The sequence below is a fragment of the Vibrio sp. S11_S32 genome (assembly GCF_014694465.1).
Classification (GTDB): domain Bacteria; phylum Pseudomonadota; class Gammaproteobacteria; order Enterobacterales; family Vibrionaceae; genus Vibrio; species Vibrio algicola.
On the sequence record NZ_JAAUWS010000019.1, the window covers coordinates 1 to 19,285 of the forward strand.

General features: G+C 42.8%; 13 protein-coding genes and 1 pseudogene. 4 read left to right on the forward strand and 10 right to left on the reverse strand.

The features are described 5' to 3' along the window. Positions 1–121 precede the first annotated feature (121 nt). From HC723_RS17705 to nudF, 7 genes and pseudogenes are all read right to left on the reverse strand, one after another. Positions 122–463, reverse strand: a pseudogene (locus HC723_RS17705) (Na+ dependent nucleoside transporter N-terminal domain-containing protein). Positions 464–707: 244 nt separating this feature from the next. Then, positions 708–2,975 carry a DNA topoisomerase IV subunit A gene (gene parC / locus HC723_RS10495; protein ID WP_153446108.1) on the reverse strand — a complete coding sequence of 756 codons (2,268 nt, stop codon included), beginning with the start codon at positions 2,973–2,975 and terminating at the stop codon, positions 708–710. 93 nt (positions 2,976–3,068) lie between these two features. Beyond that, the gene (parE, locus tag HC723_RS10500; protein ID WP_190339028.1) at positions 3,069–4,955 is read right to left on the reverse strand and encodes a DNA topoisomerase IV subunit B; all 1,887 of its coding nucleotides are present in this window, start codon (positions 4,953–4,955) and stop codon (positions 3,069–3,071) included. A 121-nt stretch (positions 4,956–5,076) separates the two neighbouring features. Next, complete coding sequence (gene yqiA / locus HC723_RS10505; RefSeq protein ID WP_153448107.1) at positions 5,077–5,646, reverse strand: esterase YqiA; 570 nt, start codon at positions 5,644–5,646, stop codon at positions 5,077–5,079. 90 nt (positions 5,647–5,736) lie between these two features. After that, positions 5,737–6,552, reverse strand: coding sequence for a 3',5'-cyclic-AMP phosphodiesterase (cpdA, locus tag HC723_RS10510; RefSeq protein ID WP_190339048.1), 816 nt, complete (start codon positions 6,550–6,552; stop codon positions 5,737–5,739). A gap of 77 nt (positions 6,553–6,629) precedes the next feature. After that, positions 6,630–7,052 (reverse strand): DUF1249 family protein, encoded by a 423-nt coding sequence (locus HC723_RS10515; RefSeq protein ID WP_190339029.1) that lies wholly within the window; start codon positions 7,050–7,052, stop codon positions 6,630–6,632. A gap of 80 nt (positions 7,053–7,132) precedes the next feature. Then, positions 7,133–7,756 (reverse strand): ADP-ribose diphosphatase, encoded by a 624-nt coding sequence (gene nudF, locus HC723_RS10520; RefSeq protein WP_190339030.1) that lies wholly within the window; start codon positions 7,754–7,756, stop codon positions 7,133–7,135. Positions 7,757–8,018: 262 nt separating this feature from the next. Between nudF and tolC the strand changes: the two genes are divergently transcribed. After that, entirely contained in the window at positions 8,019–9,374 is a 1,356-nt protein-coding gene (tolC, locus tag HC723_RS10525; protein WP_190339031.1) for an outer membrane channel protein TolC, read from the forward strand. Positions 9,375–9,652: 278 nt separating this feature from the next. On the opposite strand, the gene hldE is transcribed toward tolC, so the two are convergent. Together hldE and glnE are read right to left on the reverse strand one after the other, a co-directional pair. After that, complete coding sequence (hldE, locus tag HC723_RS10530; protein WP_190339032.1) at positions 9,653–11,083, reverse strand: bifunctional D-glycero-beta-D-manno-heptose-7-phosphate kinase/D-glycero-beta-D-manno-heptose 1-phosphate adenylyltransferase HldE; 1,431 nt, start codon at positions 11,081–11,083, stop codon at positions 9,653–9,655. Positions 11,084–11,500: 417 nt separating this feature from the next. Then, complete coding sequence (glnE, locus tag HC723_RS10535) at positions 11,501–14,401, reverse strand: bifunctional [glutamate--ammonia ligase]-adenylyl-L-tyrosine phosphorylase/[glutamate--ammonia-ligase] adenylyltransferase (protein WP_190339033.1); 2,901 nt, start codon at positions 14,399–14,401, stop codon at positions 11,501–11,503. A gap of 172 nt (positions 14,402–14,573) precedes the next feature. Here glnE and HC723_RS10540 point away from each other — a divergent pair, with 172 nt between their 5' ends. Continuing rightward, positions 14,574–15,359, forward strand: a complete 786-nt coding sequence (locus HC723_RS10540) for a potassium channel family protein (RefSeq protein WP_190339034.1) — start codon at positions 14,574–14,576, stop codon at positions 15,357–15,359. Positions 15,360–15,396: 37 nt separating this feature from the next. On the opposite strand, the gene HC723_RS10545 is transcribed toward HC723_RS10540, so the two are convergent. Then, positions 15,397–16,914 carry a CYTH and CHAD domain-containing protein gene (locus HC723_RS10545; RefSeq protein WP_190339035.1) on the reverse strand — a complete coding sequence of 506 codons (1,518 nt, stop codon included), beginning with the start codon at positions 16,912–16,914 and terminating at the stop codon, positions 15,397–15,399. Positions 16,915–17,155: 241 nt separating this feature from the next. Here HC723_RS10545 and HC723_RS10550 point away from each other — a divergent pair, with 241 nt between their 5' ends. After that, positions 17,156–17,836: a TIGR00153 family protein gene (locus HC723_RS10550; protein ID WP_153446094.1), complete on the forward strand. Its 681-nt coding sequence runs from the start codon at positions 17,156–17,158 to the stop codon at positions 17,834–17,836. A gap of 112 nt (positions 17,837–17,948) precedes the next feature. Then, positions 17,949–19,211, forward strand: coding sequence for an inorganic phosphate transporter (locus tag HC723_RS10555; RefSeq protein ID WP_153446093.1), 1,263 nt, complete (start codon positions 17,949–17,951; stop codon positions 19,209–19,211). Positions 19,212–19,285: the final 74 nt, after the last annotated feature.

The following is a 19,285-nucleotide window of genomic DNA, read 5'->3' on the forward strand; positions in this document are numbered from 1 at the left end:
TTTAGGTTCTTTTTTTCTGCTCATGTGAAGATAATGAAGCATAAAAAGGATCGTTCAATAGGCAATTGTAGATCAAGTGATGATCGTCACATTCGCCTGTCAATAGGGTGCTGGTGAACGCTTACAATACTTTGATGTGTTGTAAAATACCAATTAAGGCTGAAATCAACACAATCGGCATTAATACCGCGAGGAAGAAATCAAACTCCCCTTTATTGACTAAACCACCGAAAACAAAATTGGTCCCTTCTGCCGCAAAGCCCATCAAAGCTTCAAAGGCTGCCGAGATTTCACGAATGATGGTAGTACCTATAGTTTAATTAAGAAGAAATGCGCCCAGCGCCAATTCAACAATTAATAGTTGGATAATGTAGCGAATTTTAACACCCGACTTATTACGACTAGCAAAAAATGCCATGCCGCATACCACAATTAAACCAAACAAAAAGTGTAAATAAGCCATGAGTTCAACCTTAATGAGAGAATACTCTCTCTGTTAGCAATGAATTTGGCTGCATATTGTCCTATTGGGCAATATAGTTTCGTCATCAAGATCTCCTATTGCTCTAGTTACAAACATTACTTACATTGAAAAACGCTAACTTGAGAACGCAAACGAATACATCTTTATGCAACTCAGTTAACAAGCATAAAAAAACCAGCAACAAATGCTGGTTTTTAAAATGCTCGATAATGAAAGTGAAATATTACTCTTCACTGCCTTTATCATTATTCTCGACTTCAATCCGAGTAACACGTTGTAATCCACGTGGCAGTTTCGCCCCACGACGACCCCGTTCTCCGCGGAAATTATCCAAATCAATCGGTTTCAAACCTAGTTTACGTTTACCCGCATACAAGGTTACCGTCACGCCATAAGGGATCGAGATAAGCTGAGTGACAAACTCTTCACGCGCCTTGGCTTTGGCCGAAGGAATATTGATGATCTTATTGCCTTTACCTTTACCCAATTGCGGTAAATCTTTAATTGGGAATAATAACATTCGACCTTCATTGGTGATCACTAAGATCTCATCTTGCTCAAGGTTGGAAACCTGACTCGGTGGTAATACTTCAGCCGCTTGAGGTAGATTAATCAAGGCTTTACCGCTACGGTTTTTCGACAGTAAATCCCCGCCTTTACACACAAAACCATAACCGGCATCCGAGGCAACTAACCACAGTTGCTCTTCTTCACCCATGATCACTTGGCTAACACTGGTGCCCGCATTTATATTTAAACGCCCAGTAATAGGTTCACCTTGGCTGCGCGCCGAAGGCAATGAATGCGATTCGAGCGAATAACTGCGCCCATCGGTTCCTAGGAATACCGCCGGTTGATTACTCTTACCATGCGCTTGGGCTAAATAGCCATCGCCAGATTTGTAGTTTAACGTTGAAGCATCAACATCGTGCCCTTTGGCATGACGGATCCAACCTTTCTCCGACAACACTACCGTGATCGGCTCACTTGGGATCAAATCACGCTCGGTTAATGCTTTAGCTTCGGCGCGTTCAATCAATGGAGAGCGACGATCATCTCCGTATTTTTCAGCATCGGCTTGAATCTCTTTTTTGATCAAGGTATTTAAACGACGATCAGAGCCCAGCAATAACTCAAGTTTTTGACGTTCTTTTTCAAGCTCATCTTGCTCGCCGCGTAATTTCATTTCTTCTAACTTAGCAAGATTACGTAAACGAGTATCTAAAATCGCATTAGCTTGAATTTCACTAATGCCAAAGCGCGCCATTAATACTTCTTTAGGCTCATCTTCACGACGAATGATTTCAATCACTTCATCGAGATTAAGATACGCAACCAACAAACCTTCTAAGATATGCAAGCGATCTAAGATTTTATCTAAACGGTATTGCAAACGACGGCGCACCGTCATACGACGAAAATCAATCCACTCTTGCAAGATCTTAATCAAGCCTTTGACTTCAGGGCGATTATCGGTACCAATCATATTAAGATTGACGCGGAAGTTCTTCTCAAGATCGGTCGAAGCAAACAAGTGGTTCATCAACTGATCGCAATCAACGCGATTAGAACGCGGCACGATCACAATACGAGTTGGGTTTTCGTGATCCGATTCATCGCGTAAATCGTCCACCATTGGCAGCTTTTTAGCGCGCATTTGGTTGGCAATTTGTTCTAGTAATTTCGCGCCTGAGACTTGATGAGGCAGTGAAGTAATCACAATATCACTGGCTTCTTTGTGCCACACCGCGCGCATTTTAATGCTGCCACGACCGGTGCGATACATTTTTTCGATATCACTTGGCGGCGAAATAATTTCCGCTTCAGTTGGGTAATCAGGACCTTTTACAAACTCCATGACTTCCGATAATTCGGCTTTAGGATTATCGAGTAAATGTACCGTTGCGCCAGCTATTTCACGTACGTTATGCGGCGGAATATCGGTTGCCATCCCCACCGCAATACCGGTAATACCATTAAGCAAAATATGAGGAAGGCGCGCCGGTAACATTTTTGGCTCTTTCATAGTGCCATCAAAGTTTGGCGACCATTCCACCGTGCCTTGGCCTAATTCACCTAATAATACTTCGGCAAATTTAGACAGTTTTGCTTCGGTATAACGCATCGCTGCAAATGATTTAGGATCATCTGGCGCACCCCAGTTTCCTTGACCATCCACTAATGGGTAACGGTAAGAGAAAGGTTGCGCCATTAACACCATCGCTTCGTAACAAGCGGAGTCACCATGTGGATGGTATTTACCTAATACATCACCGACAGTACGAGCCGATTTTTTGTATTTTGAGGCAGCCGATAAACCTAACTCAGACATCGCATAAATAATACGACGTTGCACCGGTTTTAAACCATCCCCGACATACGGCAGGGCACGATCCATGATCACGTACATTGAATAGTTTAAGTACGCATCTTCGGTGAATTTACGTAACGTTAACTGTTCAACGCCGTCAAATGTGATTTCAGAACTCATTAATTAACCTTGTTTATTCTAACCGCTTATTTATTCTAGCGACTTATCTGTTTTAGCGAGTTATCTATTCTAAAAGCTGTTTTTTTGAAAAGCTTAAAGCTCAACGTCAGCTTTATCGCCATACGCTTGCAACCAAGCACGGCGGTCTTCAGCGCGTTTTTTACCTAATAACATGTCCATCATTTCCATCGTTTGTTGATCATCATCGATGGTCAGTTGCACTAAGCGACGAGTATTAGGATCCATAGTGGTTTCACGCAATTGAAGTGGGTTCATTTCGCCCAGTCCTTTAAATCGTTGCACGTTAATTTTTGCTTTTTTGCTGCTTAAGCGATCTAAGATGCCATCTTTTTCACTTTCATCCAGTGCGTAAAAGACTTCTTTACCGCAATCAATACGAAACAGTGGCGGCATCGCTACATAGACATGGCCTGCGCGGACTAAAGATTCAAAATGACGCATAAACAATGCACACAATAAGGTGGCAATATGCAGACCATCAGAGTCGGCATCGGCAAGGATACAAATTTTACCGTAGCGTAAACCATCAAGATTATCGGTATCCGGATCAATGCCAAGAGCTATCGAAATATTATGCACTTCATCGGAAGCCAACACTTGATCGGAAGAGACTTCCCAAGTGTTTAGAATCTTACCACGCAAAGGCATGATAGCTTGGAACTCTCGATCACGCGCTTGCTTAGCAGAGCCGCCTGCCGAGTCCCCTTCCACTAAGAAAAGTTCGGTGCGGCTAAGATCTTGCACCGTACAATCGGTTAATTTCCCTGGTAGCGCGGGGCCGGATGCTATTTTCTTACGCACTACTTTTTTGCTGGCTCGCATGCGGCGGTGAGCACTGGCAATACAAGCTTCAGCTAATAATTCAGCAATTTGTGGTTTTTCATTGAGCCACAAACTAAAGGCATCTTTAACCACGCCAGACACAAAAGCGGCGCATTGACGAGACGATAAACGTTCTTTGGTTTGCCCTGCAAATTGTGGGTCTTGCATCTTAACCGACAGTACATAAGCACAACGGTCAAACACATCATCACCGGTTAGCTTAACGCCACGCGGCAATAAATTACGGAATTCACAAAACTCACGCATCGCATCCAGCAAACCTTGGCGTAAACCATTAACGTGCGTTCCGCCTTGCGCGGTTGGGATCAAGTTAACGTAACTTTCAGTGATCAGTTCGCCACCTTCTGGCAGCCAAATGATCGCCCAATCCGCCGCTTCCGTTTGGGCGCTAAATACACCAGTAAATGGTTGTTCAGGCAGTAGGGTATACCCCTTAACCCCTTCCATAAGATAATCTTTTAGACCATCTTCATAATGCCATTGATGCGTTTTATCATTCACTTTATCGATAAATTCGACATCAAGTCCTGGACATAATACCGCTTTGGCGCGCAGATTATTGATTAAGCGACTGACCGAAAATTTGCCCGAATCAAAGTAAGAGGCGTCTGGCCAAAAATGAACGCTGGTGCCGGTATTACGACGACCACAAGTTCCGGTGACTTCAAGCTCTGACACTTTATTGCCATGCTCGAACGCAATCTCATACACTTGACCATCGCGCTTAATCGTGACTTCAACGCGTTTTGATAAGGCGTTAACCACCGAAATACCCACCCCGTGCAAACCGCCAGAGAATTGATAGTTCTTATTAGAAAATTTACCACCCGCATGCAGCTTACAAAAAATCAGCTCAACACCCGAGATTTTCTCTTCTGGGTGAATATCCACTGGCATGCCGCGACCATCATCCATCACTTCAATAGATTGATCGGGGTGTAAAATCACTTGAACTTTAGAAGCATGACCCGCTAAGGCTTCATCGACACTGTTATCGATCACTTCTTGCGCTAAATGGTTTGGGCGTACGGTATCAGTGTACATTCCAGGGCGGCGGCGTACCGGCTCAAGCCCATTAAGTACTTCTATCGCACCTGCATTATATTGTTCAGTCATAATAAAAAAGCATTACTCTAGATAAATAGTGGCAATTCAACATTGCGGAATGGTTAGCTTACAACGAGTTCAATCAGAAGACTACACTCGTCTTACTGGCGGAGGCTCTTACCAAGGTAACTTAAAGCTGTAAGAATTTGATTATTTGCTCAGGGTAGCGTTCAAAATCAACAAAACTGTGATCGCCTCCCTCTTCAACGGTAACTTTACTGCTAACGTATTTAGTAACTGCTTGCTGGTAATCTAACACTTCATCTTGGGTTTGCAGTAACACCCAAAAATCTTGCGCTGATGATAACACCTCAATCTCTAAGGCTTTCAATTCTTGAATATGCTTTGCTTCCAACACATAGTTTTGTTGGGTGTAAGGGTTCACTTGCGGCCCTAAAAATCCGCTCAACAATTCATAAGGACGCACTGCAGGGTTGACCACAACCGCGCGAAAACCGTAGTGATGGTTTAACCACGTCGATAAATATCCACCCAGTGAACTACCCACTAAACCTATTTGATATTCGCTTGAATATTGCTGTACCAAATTTGATAGGTATTCTGCCGCTTGGGCTGGAAAATTAGGTAACTGTGGGATCACAAGCTTGATATCAGGTCGATGCTGCTGACAGTAGCTTTGCATGATATTGGCTTTTAAGGACAGAGGGGAACTATTAAAACCATGGAGATACAAAAGCATGGAAGGTTTAGACACGGACAACTCCTCGAAATAGATACTAGTCAAACTTGAATATATAATCCGCGTTTATTCTAGCTGATAAATTCGAGCTCAATACCCTTCTGCATCAAAGTCTGGTAGGAAATCGGTTCCGGATAGACGGTAAACTTGAGTTTCAATATCACCATTAGGCAGTAATGAAAGCGACCGCCAACCTGGTGCGATTTTATCCACCGCAAACTCATTAGAATTGGGTTTAAATTGCACACAACTAGAAGGACTGGTGATCACTTCCATTCCATTGTGCTGCTGATGAAAATCTTGATGGACATGGCCACACAACACTGCTTTAGCATTAGAATGTGGCGCGACGACTTGCCAAAACTGCTCGCTATTATGCAAACAATGTTTATCTAGCCATTCACTGCCCACCAATTTTGGGTGATGGTGCATTAAAATTAAGCTATAACGTTGTGGGTATTCGGCCAGTTTTTGCGCCAGATACTCTAATTGCTGCGCTGATAATTCGCCATAAGGACACCCTTCTACTTGGCTGTCGAGCAGAATGACTTGCCAATGCTCACCTGCAAGAAGATGGGTTGCTTGTTTAATTTGCGCCGAAGGATAGATGCTGCTCATGCTAGGCTTATAGTCATGATTACCAGGCAACCAATAGCAATCTTTATTCAGCGGTTGGATGCCTTGCTCAAAACGTTGATAGGATCCATCACTATGATCTTGCGACACATCCCCTGTCATTAACAAAGCTTGACAAGCAATGTCTTGAGTTTGAATGTCTTCCACGATTGCAGTAAAGCTATCGAATGTATTCACCCCTAACAACGCGCCTTTTTCATCAGAAAAAAGATGGGTGTCAGTGATTTGTACAAAGGTCACTACATCTTGCGTAGTGCTGATAGTTTCAATGTTATTCAATGCGTTAAACTCTTATATAGTCTGTCTTAACTTGCTAAGCATACCTTAGTTAATAAATCAGCACTTGGTTAGTAGATTGGGGCTCGGGTAATCCCATGTCTCAAGCAAAAAGTGAGCCATTCACCCAAAAATTGATTGAGTTGGAATTTTTCATCTTTTTGCATCATGTTTTTATTCGGGTAATCATACCTTGCTTGCACTCGCGAAATCTGCTCACTAGCACACACTTCCGCAACACGAGCATCATGGTAAAGGCGTACCTGCATACGTGGAAGAGGAAATACTGGGCGGACATCACATTGGAATACATCAACCAAGGTGGTGTAGCGCGTTACTTCTTTTACTTCAAGTTGATAAGCAATTTGAGAAACTTGATACGAACGGGTTTCGCCCACATCGGGATCGTGTGGGATCAAGGCGTTCATTTTGGCATAATTGGTTTCATAAACCCGCATTAAGCCAGCTAGATCAACATGATAAGGTTTTTGCATTTTGTCTCTTTAAAACACTCAAATTCATTAAAGGAAACGAACGTAGCCAACAAAGCTGAATTTTCAACCACAAGGTAAATTTACCAGCGTTGTTGTAATTCTTTATAGTTTAGCTCAAGCCACTGCAGAGCGATGATGGATGCGCCATTTTCAATCGTGCCATCACGCACCATTTGATACGCTTGCTCACGGGTCACCACATGCACCAAAATATCTTCATTTTCGTCTTCAAGCCCGTGCACACCGGATGCTTGACTGGCATCCACTTGCCCTACGAATACATCTAAGGTTTCTGAACATCCGCCTGAAGAGGGGTAGTAATGACTGATCGCTTCAATATTATTCACCGTTAAACCGGCTTCTTCTTGTGCTTCACGGCGAACCACTTCGGCTGGGCTTTCACCTTCATCATTCATACCCGCGATGATCTCAAATTGCCATGGCGAAGTATGTTCGAGCGCACCAACTCGAATTTGTTCAATTAATACAACTAAATCGTGAGTTGGATCATAGGGTAACAAAGCACTGGCATGGCCTCGTTCAAACATTTCACGCTCAACAGGTTGACTCCAACCACCCGCAAACAAACGATGTCGAAAAGTATATTTCACCATTTTAAAAAAGCCGCGAAAGAGCGTTTCTTTGCTCTCGACTTTAATATCATCACGATGAAATGTACTCGAAACCGGTTTAGATTTGCTCATAATAGTAAAACTCATGTTAAGAGAATAAAATCAATAATGGTGCTTGATTTGACCGACCGATAATCTAATCACGAGTCGGCAAATTCGACAAGCTTTGCTGTCATTTTTTTTGAAAAACAGTGAGATTAGTTTAGTTTCTTCTTTTTTATTGTCCATTCGGATAGTAAATGGTAAATTAATGTAAAAGATTGCATAACATTTTAGTTACTTAGGTTACAATCAAAAGATTATTGTTTATTAATTTTATAAGCGGGAAAGAATAATGAAAAAGCTGCTTCCACTTATCATCAGTCTCGCTTTTGGTGGCATGACTACTGCGCACGCTGATGATTTGGCTCAGATTTATAATCAAGCAAAAGAAAATGATCCTCAACTACTGCGCTCAAAAGCGGATCGTGATTCTGCCTTTGCCGCGATAGAAGCGAGCCGTGGTGACCTTTTGCCTCAGATCAATTTAACCGCGGGTTACAATATTAATCGAAATATTAACGCTCATAACAGCGACCCTTTAAATATTTCGAGTTTAGCCAATGAAGATAATGCTTTCACTGCAGGTGTGAACTTCTCTCAAGAACTTTATCGTCGTGATAGCTGGGTGAACTTAGACATCGCAGAGCAAAATGCTCGCCAACAAGATTCTGCTTACGCGGCTGAACAACAAAATCTGATTTTGCGTACTTCGCAAGCCTATTTCGGCGTATTACAAGCACAAGATAGCCTAACCTTTATCCGCGCTGAGAAAAAAGCAGTTGCTCGTCAATTAGAACAAACGAAACAACGTTTTGATGTCGGTTTGTCTGCTATTACTGATGTACATGATGCACAAGCACAATACGATAGCGTATTAGCCGATGAAATCATTGGCGAAAACAATGTCACCAACAGCTATGAAGAATTACGTGAAATCACCGGCCAAATGAATAAAGATTTAGCCTTGCTAGACACCAAACGTTTTTCAGCCAATTCGCCACAAACTAATTCAAGTGCCTTAGTTGATGAAGCGCAACAAAAGAACTTGTCATTATTGACGGCCCGTATCGGTCAAGATATTGCTAAAAGTAATATCTCATTGGCAAATTCAGGTTACTCACCTTCTTTGACTTTAGATGGTGGTTACCAATATTCAGATATTGATTCCCATGATGACCATTCGGCAACGGGCAACTACACCAGTAACGATTACAACATTGGCGTTAACTTAATTGTTCCTTTGTATCAAGGTGGTACAACCAGCGCTAACGTCAAAACAGCTGAATACCAATACGTATCTGCTAGTGAGCAACTCGAATCAACCTACCGTGGCGTAGTGAAAAACGTTCGTGCTTACTACAACAATATTAATGCTTCGATCGGAACCATCCGCGCGTACGAGCAATCGGTTATTTCTGCTAAGTCTGCATTAGAAGCAACCGAAGCCGGTTATGATGTTGGTACTCGTACTATCGTTGATGTATTGGATGCAACGCGTCGTTTATACGATGCCAACAGCCAATTATCCGATGCACGTTACAACTACATTTTAAGTGTTCTTCAATTGAAAGGCGCGGTTGGTACACTGAGTGAGCAAGACGTATTAGATATTAATGCCGGCTTGATCAAGACAGCAGCGACTAAGTAATACCAGTTTTATTTAATATTGGCTCAATTTGAATACGCCGAAAAGACGCAGCCTCGCTTGAGAAAAGGCCATCCATGCCCTTTTACACTTTTCTCTGCATTCAACGTTGAAAACGATTAAATAACTAAAACTGATCAAACATAAAAAATGCCACTTCAAATGAAGTGGCATTTTTATTATTCGTATCAATGTGTTTTAGTGAAAAATTGATATCAAAATCGTCATCCCATACACGAGTAGAACGAGCAGATAGGGGATCTCGCTTTTTCTTTTATTGGTTACCCCTTCCCACCTTTAATCGCATTAATGATCTCAGAGGTCGAGCAACCATCTTCAAAGTTCAACACTTTGACTTCACCGCCTGCCGCAATCACCTCTTCACCACCAGCGATTTCTTCGGGTTTATAATCGCCGCCTTTCACCAAAATACTCGGCAATACAGTGGAAATTAAACGCTGTGGGGTTTCTTCGCTAAACGGCACCACCCAATCAACGGAACCTAAACCGGCCAGCACCGCCATACGGCGATCGGTTGGATTCACTGGGCGGCCAGGACCTTTTAGCATTTTAACCGATTCATCGGTATTCACAGCAACAATTAGGCGGTCACCTAATTCAGCGGCATTATTTAAATAAGACACATGACCGGCATGCAAAATATCAAAACAGCCATTGGTCATCACCACTTTTTCGCCACGCCCACGGGCTCGTTTTACCGCATCGATTAAAGCCGATTCACTGATCACACCATAATCGGTATCTTTGCTGCCATGGATTGCTTCTGCCAGCTCGATAGTCGATAAAGTGGAAGTCCCCAACTTACCCACCACCACGCCAGCCGCGGCATTGGCTAATGCACATGATTCTTTTAAGTCTTTACCAGCAGCCACTGAAGCGGCTAAAACTGAAATAACAGTATCGCCAGCGCCGGTCACATCAAACACTTCTTGCGCTTGAGTTGGCAAATGGAACGGTTGTTGTCCACGTTGCAATAAAGTCATACCGTGTTCACTACGAGTGACCAACAGAGCTTCAAAATCAAATTTCTCGATTAAAGCGAGCCCTTTTTCAACCAAGTCTTGTTCATCTTTGGTTTTACCCGCCACCAATTCAAATTCAGACAAATTTGGGGTTAATAATGTCGCGCCACGGTAGCGCTCAAAATCAGCGCCTTTAGGATCGATAAATACCGGCACTTTCGCCGCGCGCGCTTTTTGGATCATCGCTTGCACACCCTCTAACGCACCTTTGCCATAGTCCGATAAAATCAACGATTGTACTTGCGGTAAGTGTTGCTCTAAGCGCTGTATCAAAAGGTTAGAATCAATGCCCGCGAAATCATCTTCAAAATCCAAACGGATCAACTGCTGACCGCGACTCATTACGCGTAATTTAGTGATGGTTGGCAGTTCAGGGATCACCACAAAATCACACAACACTTTTAATGATGAAAGCTTTTGATTTAAGACTTGCGCCGGTTCGTCATCACCGGTCAAACCGACTAACTTAGGGTTACCACCCAGCGCAGCGATATTCATTGCCACGTTTGCCGCGCCGCCTGGACGTTCTTCATTATTTTCAATCTTAACCACTGGCACTGGCGCTTCTGGAGAAATACGCGCAGTTGGGCCATACCAATAACGGTCCAGCATCACATCGCCAATAATTAACACGCCAGATTCAGCATAGTTAGGCAAAATAGGTTTCATAACGTTCTCCGCAAATTGAGTCTATTGGTGCTCAATCTAAAATATAATTATTGAATCATTTGAATACATTGGTGCGGATCATATCACATTCACCAATAACGAAAAATCAAATCAAGCTCGTCCCTGTACTCTTAACTCTAGGGGCTGTTGATCTTTCGTGGTTGTTTTTGCTGCGAATTGTTGGGTTTTTATACAAGAAAGAGGCTTTGTGGTGTAGCTGGCTACACGAAAAGCCGATGACGAAGTAGAAAAGACCAACAAACGCAGCCCGAAGGGTTCGGCTAAAAGCCTTTTACTCTTCGTTAAGTCTCATTTACTTAGAATAGGCTTCAATCGACTTTCCTCGATTAAAAGGCTTTTATCTCGAACAAAATTTAATCACGAAAGATCAACAGCCCCTAGAGTCTTAGCTTTAAATTAGGGTTTAGCTTTCGGGCTTTGTGGTAACCACGCTTGCCATTGCTGCTCAATGCAGGTTCGGTGCTCAATAAAGCGCGACTCATCAACATCGGCATCTTGCTTGAGTAAATTCCTATGATGGATCTCATCTCGCATGCAAGTATAGGCTTCGATTAATTGCTCAGCTTGTTGAGTATTCAATAAGTGCTCTTGCGCTGCTACGCCGATAATACGCACATTATCCGACCATTGAGTTAATGATGGGTATTGATGGCTGTATTGCAGCACCCAGTACTGCACCAAAAATTCGATATCCGTAATGCCGCCTTTGTCTTGCTTTAACATAAAGCGGCCGGCTTTTTTCGCCCCAAGGTGCTCGCGCATTTTCACTCGCATATCGGCCACGTCTTGGCTCAACTTTTCTTTTTCGCGCTCCAGCGTCAAGATAGTAAAACGGGTCTGACTAAAAGCTTGTTCCAGCGGGTCGTCACCGTAAATCATGCGCGCTCGCACTAAGGATTGATGCTCCCATGTCCAAGCCTCTTGATGCTGATACTCATCAAAGGTTTGTGCGCTGCAAACTTGTAACCCAGAGGCACCGGATGGACGTAACCGAGTGTCAATATCGTATAAAATACCCGATGGGGTACGCACTGAAAATATATGAATAATGCGTTGCGCCAAGCGTAAATAAAACTGCCTACCATCAATTTCTTTTTTGCCATCGGTGGTGATATTTTCCGGACAATCGTGCAAGAAAACCACATCTAAATCGGAATCATAACCAAGCTCCCAGCCGCCAACTTTGCCATAACCTATCACCGCAAAGCCTTTCCCTTCTCGACCTTCGAGATGACGAGGCTGACCGAACTTTTCACTCACTTGCAACCAAGCTTGCTGCACGACTGCGTCCATAATAGCTTCGGCTAAGTAAGTTAAATGATCGCTGACCTTCATCACCGGCAAAACCCCTGCAATATCCCCAGCAGCCACTTTTAAAATACAAATTTGCTTAAATTGGCGCAGCGCTTCCATTTGCTGCTCCATATCATCCTCGGGAATACGAGCTAAAAAGTCGCGTAATTCAGAGCGATAATCCGATAACGCGATCGGGTTATAAAGCTGTTGTGGATCGATCAATTCATCTAATAAGATCGGATAACGCCCCAATTTTTCCGAAATCATCGGGCTCGCAGTACACAGACGAACCAATTGTTTTAATGCGCCAGGGTGGGCTTCAAGTAATTCGAGATAAGTGGTTCGGGTAACAATCTTGGTTAACAGGCTCAACACTCTGGCTAAACCAAACTCAGCGTCTGGGTTAGCAAACACCGCCTCAAATACTTTTGGCATTAGTTGTACCAGCACTTCACGCCCACGTTGGCCTAAGGTTTTCTTAGCCAAATCTTGCTTAAATTGAGTAATTATTGCAGCCAGATCTTCCGCTGGCTCTATCTTGACGTCAGTGGTCAGGATGTTGGCGAGGACATCCGCTTGCGCCGCCATATTCCACATTTCAATAAAATGCGCGGCGATTGTTTGCTCTTGGTTTTCATCTTCACCAATAAGCTCAACAAACACTGAATGCACTTGTTGCATATGCTGATTAATTTGAGTGGTTAACTGCCCCCAATCAGTTGCGCCCATCGCACAGACTAAGCGCGCTTGATCGAGCATATCATCTGGCAAGGTTTGGGTTTGCTTGTCATGCAATGCTTGGATCAGGTTTTCTAAGCGACGTAAGAATAAATAGCTGTCACGTAAGGCCTTCACATCGCCAGCTTCAAGCAGATCCATCTCATCAATCGCGGTTAAGGTTTCCAATAATCCTCGACCACGCAGGCTGGGTTCACGACCACCTCGGATCAATTGAAATACTTGAGCAATAAACTCTACTTCTCGGATCCCACCCGCGCCTAATTTAATATTATTAGTGAGACCACGACGACGCACTTCCGAGCGGATCATCGACTTCATCCGGCGTAAAGATTGAATCGCACTAAAATCAATATAACGGCGAAACACAAACGGGCGCAGCATTTGGCGGAGCTCTTGATATTGCGGATACATTTCACTGCCCATCACCCGCGCCTTGACCATAGCGTAACGTTCCCAATCTCGCCCTTGTTCTTGATAGTAATCTTCTAACGCCGCATAACTCATCACCAATGGGCCGCTTTCACCAAAGGGACGCAAACGCATATCGACCCGATAGCAAAAACCATCATAGGTGGGTTGATCGAGTGACTTGATGATCCGCTGCCCTAAACGAGTAAAAAATTGTGAGTTATCAATACTGCGACGTTGGCCTTGAGTCTGACCATTTTCTGGATAAGTAAAAATCAAATCAATGTCAGAGGAAAAGTTCAACTCTCCACCGCCGAGTTTCCCCATACCAATAATCAGCATAGGTTGAGGTATGCCTTCACTATTGCACGGTGTTCCCCACTCTTTACAGCACGCTTGATACTGCCATTGATAGGTTTCAAAAATCATCGCTTCGGCCAATAGCGACAAGTGAGATAAGCTTTTTTCTAAATTCCAGTCACTCTTGGATATATTCGCCTTAGGATTTTGTTTGAGTAGACAATCTCTCCACGCGATAATCACCATTTCTTGACGACGAAACAGGCGCAGTTGATGCATCAATGACGCTTCATCAACACAGGCCGCTAATTTCGATGCCAATTCAGTTCGATAATGATGAGATCGATTGGTGCTCGATAATAATTGCGGTAACGCGGCAACTAATGCAGCATCTGCCAATAAAGATTCAACAATAAAATCACTGATCGCTAAAACTTGTGTTAGCTGCTGCATTACAGTCGATGGCCAATCGGTTAATATAGCCGAATGAATTTGCTGTAAAGCATCCAGAGATTTTTGTTGCTGCAGTTGCAGCTGCGCACAAATAACCATAACGTTTCCTTGTTTAATGCCTAAATATTATTAATCGATTGAGCAATATTTATGTTGAACTAACACTCTACCGTTTTTCTTACTACGACGTTAGTACCGCGTTCCATGTTAATTAAAATAGTTGTAAGGTTCCTGACTATGATTTCAAATTTAAGTTCTAAAGGAAATTCACATGTCTAATTTTTACAGTGATGCAGACTTTAAGCCATTGAGTTTAATGTCATTGTTACTTTCAATTGTATCCGTCATATTAGTTTCCTTCTTGTTGTTTGTGCCGTTACCACAAGATACTCGTCATACTATGGTGGGAATTGACACTGCAATTTGTGCTCTATTTTTATTTCAATTAAGCTTAGATTGTTATCGATCTAAGCTGCGCCTACGCTATTTAAAAGTGCATGCATTAGATTTTCTCGCCAGCTTGCCTGGCATTGAGTTTTTTCGTTATATTAGACTGCTACATATTATTCGTATTTTCTTAATGCTGAGATCTCGAAAAAAAATCGGACAACAAATCTTAGAAAACCGTAAAGAAGCCACCGTTGCCACTATATTCACCTTGTTAATTATTTTGCTCTGTTTAGGCTCAAGCTTAATGCTATTGTTTGAGGAGAACGCCCCCAACACAAACATACACACAGCTGCCGATGCACTTTGGTGGAGTATTGTCACTATTTCGACCGTAGGTTACGGTGACCATTTCCCAGTCACGTTTGCAGGCAAGGTTTTGGCTTCGGTACTAATCGTTTGCGGGGTCGGTATTTTTGGTATGATTTCAGGGCTGCTAGCATCCATTATCGCCACACCACACGATAAACAAAATGCGCAATATAAAAGTAACCTTGAACAGATTCTAAACCAGCAACAACAATTGCTTGATAAGGTTGATCGTCTAGAGCAAAAGATCCAGCGACAGGGCAATAATGAAACACCAGATAATAAAAAAGGGATCGAGTGATCCCTTTTTACTACGACTTAAAAGCCAGCGTTAATACTTAATCATGCCAATAAGGGGTGATCTCAAGACAATGCGCTCGAGTCTGCTCCATAGCATGTAAAATAGAATGCTCTTGGCGCTTAAGCCAGCGGTCGAGTTGATCTTGTTGATCCTCGTCTAATTGATCTTGTAATTGCTCTAGCGGGGTTAACGTCAATAAATCATCAATCCCTTGCATCAAATCAACCCAAGGCAAACGAAATTGGGTTCTTAATTCCAACTCAAATAACGAAGCAAACGCTAAGCCAGTATACAAATTTCGACTTAAACACAACTGCTGATCAATATAATCTTGGCAGCTGAAGCTACGTTCTGGTGGAAAAACTTCAACCAACTCCTGCCAACTGCGATTCAGTTGTTTTTTCGCAAAAGAAGCGACGTTTTTACCCATCTTTTGTTTGGCTTTATCATCTAAGAATGGTTGCCATCCACGCGATAATATCCAACGACTAAGATCAAGCAACACCGCGGTATAGCGAGCCGATTGCAACAACCCCAGCATCTCAGCACGATCAGGTAAAGCTTGTTGTAAGCTATTTAATTCATTAACCAGATATTTTTGGCTATCCAGCTTTCGTAATAAATAGCCTTTATCTTCGGTCAACTCATCTAGGTACTGATAATTTTTCAACCACAACAATTCATTTTTTAACCATTTTAATTCTTGGCGTAAAATGGCACTGGTACGACGCGGAATGATCCCACCATATACATGAAATAATTGACGAATAAAACTGATTGATTCATTAATTTCTTCAAGTGCGGCTATCGAATCTTGCTCAGCATAAATTTGCTCATGGTAAAGCCAATGCGATAGTGCATGTTCAAGCGAAGCGATAAAGCAGCCCTCAACCGTTTCATCGGCTTGAGTCTCAACTAAGGTTAAGTTCACTACCGGATCGCTTTGGTAATCTTGTGCTAAACGGTAACCTCGCGCCGCTTTACTTAAATTACCTAAGCGCATACCGCCTTTGTCTGATAATAAACGAGCTAAGGTAAATAATGATTCGGTCTGACCGGATTTTAATTCTAATTCCACTTCACAAATTGGCGTTTGTTGCTCTCCAACACTCACTACACCTTGATCAAAAGCCACTTCTATTTGGCTGCCATCCGGCATACTCAGCAACCATTGCTCACGTTCAAAGTTAGTTTCAAACAATTGCACCAGCTCATTTTGCAGATCTTGCCAATCACGGCCTTCTGGCCAAATATCGATTGGATGAAGCGATAAATCAGGTTCATTACTATTATGTTCAGCGTTAAACTCTGGGCGTTGATGTAAGCCAGCTACCACTCTGCCAGAAGTTTTAACTGTTTGAACATAGACATCATCGGTGCGACGAATCCGCATGCCAATATCATATTGTCGCAACCATTGATCCGGAGTATCAAAATAGAGGTTCATTAGTGTTCGACAACTGTGTTGAAGCACTTTCATTCCTTCTATTTTAGATTTTAAAATAGAGGAAAAATCGGGTGATACAAAAAATTTCAGTTCTATCTCAGTTTCCATGGTCAGGTCCGTTGTTGATAACCTAGAAAGGATATGGCGTAATGATGAAAGGAGCAAGCAACAAATAACCAAGAATTGATCGAGCCAATGCTCTAGAATTGATCCACCGGATGCTCTAAAAGGGTATGAATGCCGAAGATATTAAGTTAACATGCGCGACTTTATACCGCTGTCTAGCATTTGACCGTAATCTAACGGTAAGATGCCCTATAATTTATATTTTTTTGTAGGTTGAATAACCATGCCAGTAAATACAATAATGGGCTTGTTTGCAAAGTCCCCAATTAAACCTTTGCAAGAACACGTTGTTAGTGTGAATGAATGTTGCTCACACCTTATTCCTTTCTTTGAAGCATGTGCTCAAGGTGATTGGGAAGAAGCGAAAAAACGTCGTGAAACCATTTCTCGCCTAGAACGAGAAGCGGATACACTTAAACGCGAAATCCGTCTTAAATTGCCGCGTGGTTTATTTATGCCGGTCGACCGTACTGACATGCTTGAGCTATTGACGCAACAAGACAAACTTGCCAACCTTGCTAAAGACATTGCAGGTCGAGTTATTGGACGTCAACTGCAAATACCATCTAAGCTAAATGAAGAGTTTATTGCTTATGTTGCTCGCTGTCTCGATGCAGCAGGTCAAGCGCAAAAAGTAATCCATGAACTAGATGAATTACTTGAAACTGGTTTTAAAGGTCGTGAAGTAACACTGGTTGCCGAAATGATCAATCAACTAGATGAAATTGAAGATGATACTGACATGATGCAAATTGCATTGCGCCAACAACTGATGGCAATTGAATCTAAATACAATCCTATTGATGTCATGTTTTTATACAAGATTTTAGAATGGGTTGGCGGTATTGCTGATCAAGCACAACGAGTTGGTGCTCGATTAGAAGTCATGTTGTCTCGTTCATAAGTTCGATTCAACAAAATAATCAAAATAGCAAAAATAACTGATGTGGTAAGTTCAGGGTGTGATTCCCTGTGTCTGCTTGCCCGAACTGTTGTCTAAAAAACTAGGTATTACGATGGATATCCTCGCAAACTACGGCACAACTATTATTTTAGTAGCCGCGTTATTTGGCTTCCTAATGGCAATTGGTATTGGTGCAAATGATGTTGCCAATGCCATGGGCACCTCTGTTGGCTCTAAAGCGCTAACAGTGAAACAAGCAATTTTTATTGCGATGATTTTTGAATTTGCAGGGGCTTATCTTGCTGGTGGCGAAGTGACTGACACCATTCGAAATGGCGTTATTGAAACTTCCTTTTATACCTCTCATCCCGAAATTTTAATTTACGGTATGATGTCAGCACTGTTAGCTGCAGGTACTTGGCTATTACTGGCCTCTTATATGGGCTGGCCAGTATCGACAACCCACTCAATCATTGGTGCGATTATCGGCTTTGCTTGTGTCTCAACCGGAACTGAAGCGGTTGATTGGCATTCGGTACAAGGCATTGTGGGTAGTTGGATAATTACACCATTTATCGCGGGTCTGTTTGCCTATGGTATTTTTGTCAGTGCACAACGACTGATATTTGATACCGAAACACCAATGGCAAATGCCAAACGTTTTGTACCGGTTTATATGTTCTTGACCACTATGGTGATTGCACTTGTGACCATCAAAAAAGGTCTTAAGCACGTTGGTCTACATTTAACCCATGGCGAAGCTTGGTTATATTCTGTCATTTTCTCGACTATTGTCATGGTCGGTGGTTATATTTATATCCAGAAAAAATTTGCTAACCAGAAAGAAGAGCATGGCTTTGCTGGTGTTGAAAGTATCTTTAGTATCTTAATGGTGGTAACGGCTTGTGCGATGGCATTTGCTCATGGTTCGAATGATGTTGCCAATGCAATTGGTCCATTATCTGCCGTGGTTTCAACCGTACACAGCATGGGTGAATTAACCGCCAAAAGTGAAATAGCTTGGTGGATCTTACCTCTTGGCGGTCTTGGTATCGTGGTGGGTCTTGCAACCATGGGGCATAAAGTAATGGCTACTGTTGGTACGGGTATTACTGAACTAACCCCAAGTCGTGGTTTTGCTGCTCAACTTGCAACCGCTTCTACCGTTGTTCTTGCATCGGGTACAGGTCTTCCTATCTCAACCACGCAAACACTGGTGGGTGCGGTATTAGGGGTTGGCTTTGCTCGCGGTATTGCAGCTCTTAACCTTGGCGTAGTACGTAACATTGTTGCATCTTGGATTGTTACCTTGCCCGCGGGCGCGGTATTATCGATTGTATTCTTCTATGCAATCAAAGCAGCATTCGGCGCATAAGCTTGCAATTACCGACACTCTGTCAAAGCCGTGTCATAATTGATGCTTAGATGCACAAAGAGGGAGCTTTTGCT

What these genes read in the sequence shown, in the direction of transcription:
- parE (WP_190339028.1), bottom strand. Translation starts at nt 4,955, where the DNA reads ATGACTGAACAATATAATGCAGGTGCGATAGAAGTACTTAATGGGCTT.
- tolC (WP_190339031.1), top strand. Translation starts at nt 8,019, where the DNA reads ATGAAAAAGCTGCTTCCACTTATCATCAGTCTCGCTTTTGGTGGCATG.
- HC723_RS10545 (WP_190339035.1), bottom strand. Translation starts at nt 16,914, where the DNA reads ATGGAAACTGAGATAGAACTGAAATTTTTTGTATCACCCGATTTTTCC.
- HC723_RS10515 (WP_190339029.1), bottom strand. Translation starts at nt 7,052, where the DNA reads ATGCAAAAACCTTATCATGTTGATCTAGCTGGCTTAATGCGGGTTTAT.
- HC723_RS10550 (WP_153446094.1), top strand. Translation starts at nt 17,156, where the DNA reads ATGCCAGTAAATACAATAATGGGCTTGTTTGCAAAGTCCCCAATTAAA.
- parC (WP_153446108.1), bottom strand. Translation starts at nt 2,975, where the DNA reads ATGAGTTCTGAAATCACATTTGACGGCGTTGAACAGTTAACGTTACGT.
- yqiA (WP_153448107.1), bottom strand. Translation starts at nt 5,646, where the DNA reads ATGCTTTTGTATCTCCATGGTTTTAATAGTTCCCCTCTGTCCTTAAAA.
- nudF (WP_190339030.1), bottom strand. Translation starts at nt 7,756, where the DNA reads ATGAGCAAATCTAAACCGGTTTCGAGTACATTTCATCGTGATGATATT.
- HC723_RS10540 (WP_190339034.1), top strand. Translation starts at nt 14,574, where the DNA reads ATGTCTAATTTTTACAGTGATGCAGACTTTAAGCCATTGAGTTTAATG.
- HC723_RS10555 (WP_153446093.1), top strand. Translation starts at nt 17,949, where the DNA reads ATGGATATCCTCGCAAACTACGGCACAACTATTATTTTAGTAGCCGCG.
- hldE (WP_190339032.1), bottom strand. Translation starts at nt 11,083, where the DNA reads ATGAAACCTATTTTGCCTAACTATGCTGAATCTGGCGTGTTAATTATT.
- glnE (WP_190339033.1), bottom strand. Translation starts at nt 14,401, where the DNA reads ATGGTTATTTGTGCGCAGCTGCAACTGCAGCAACAAAAATCTCTGGAT.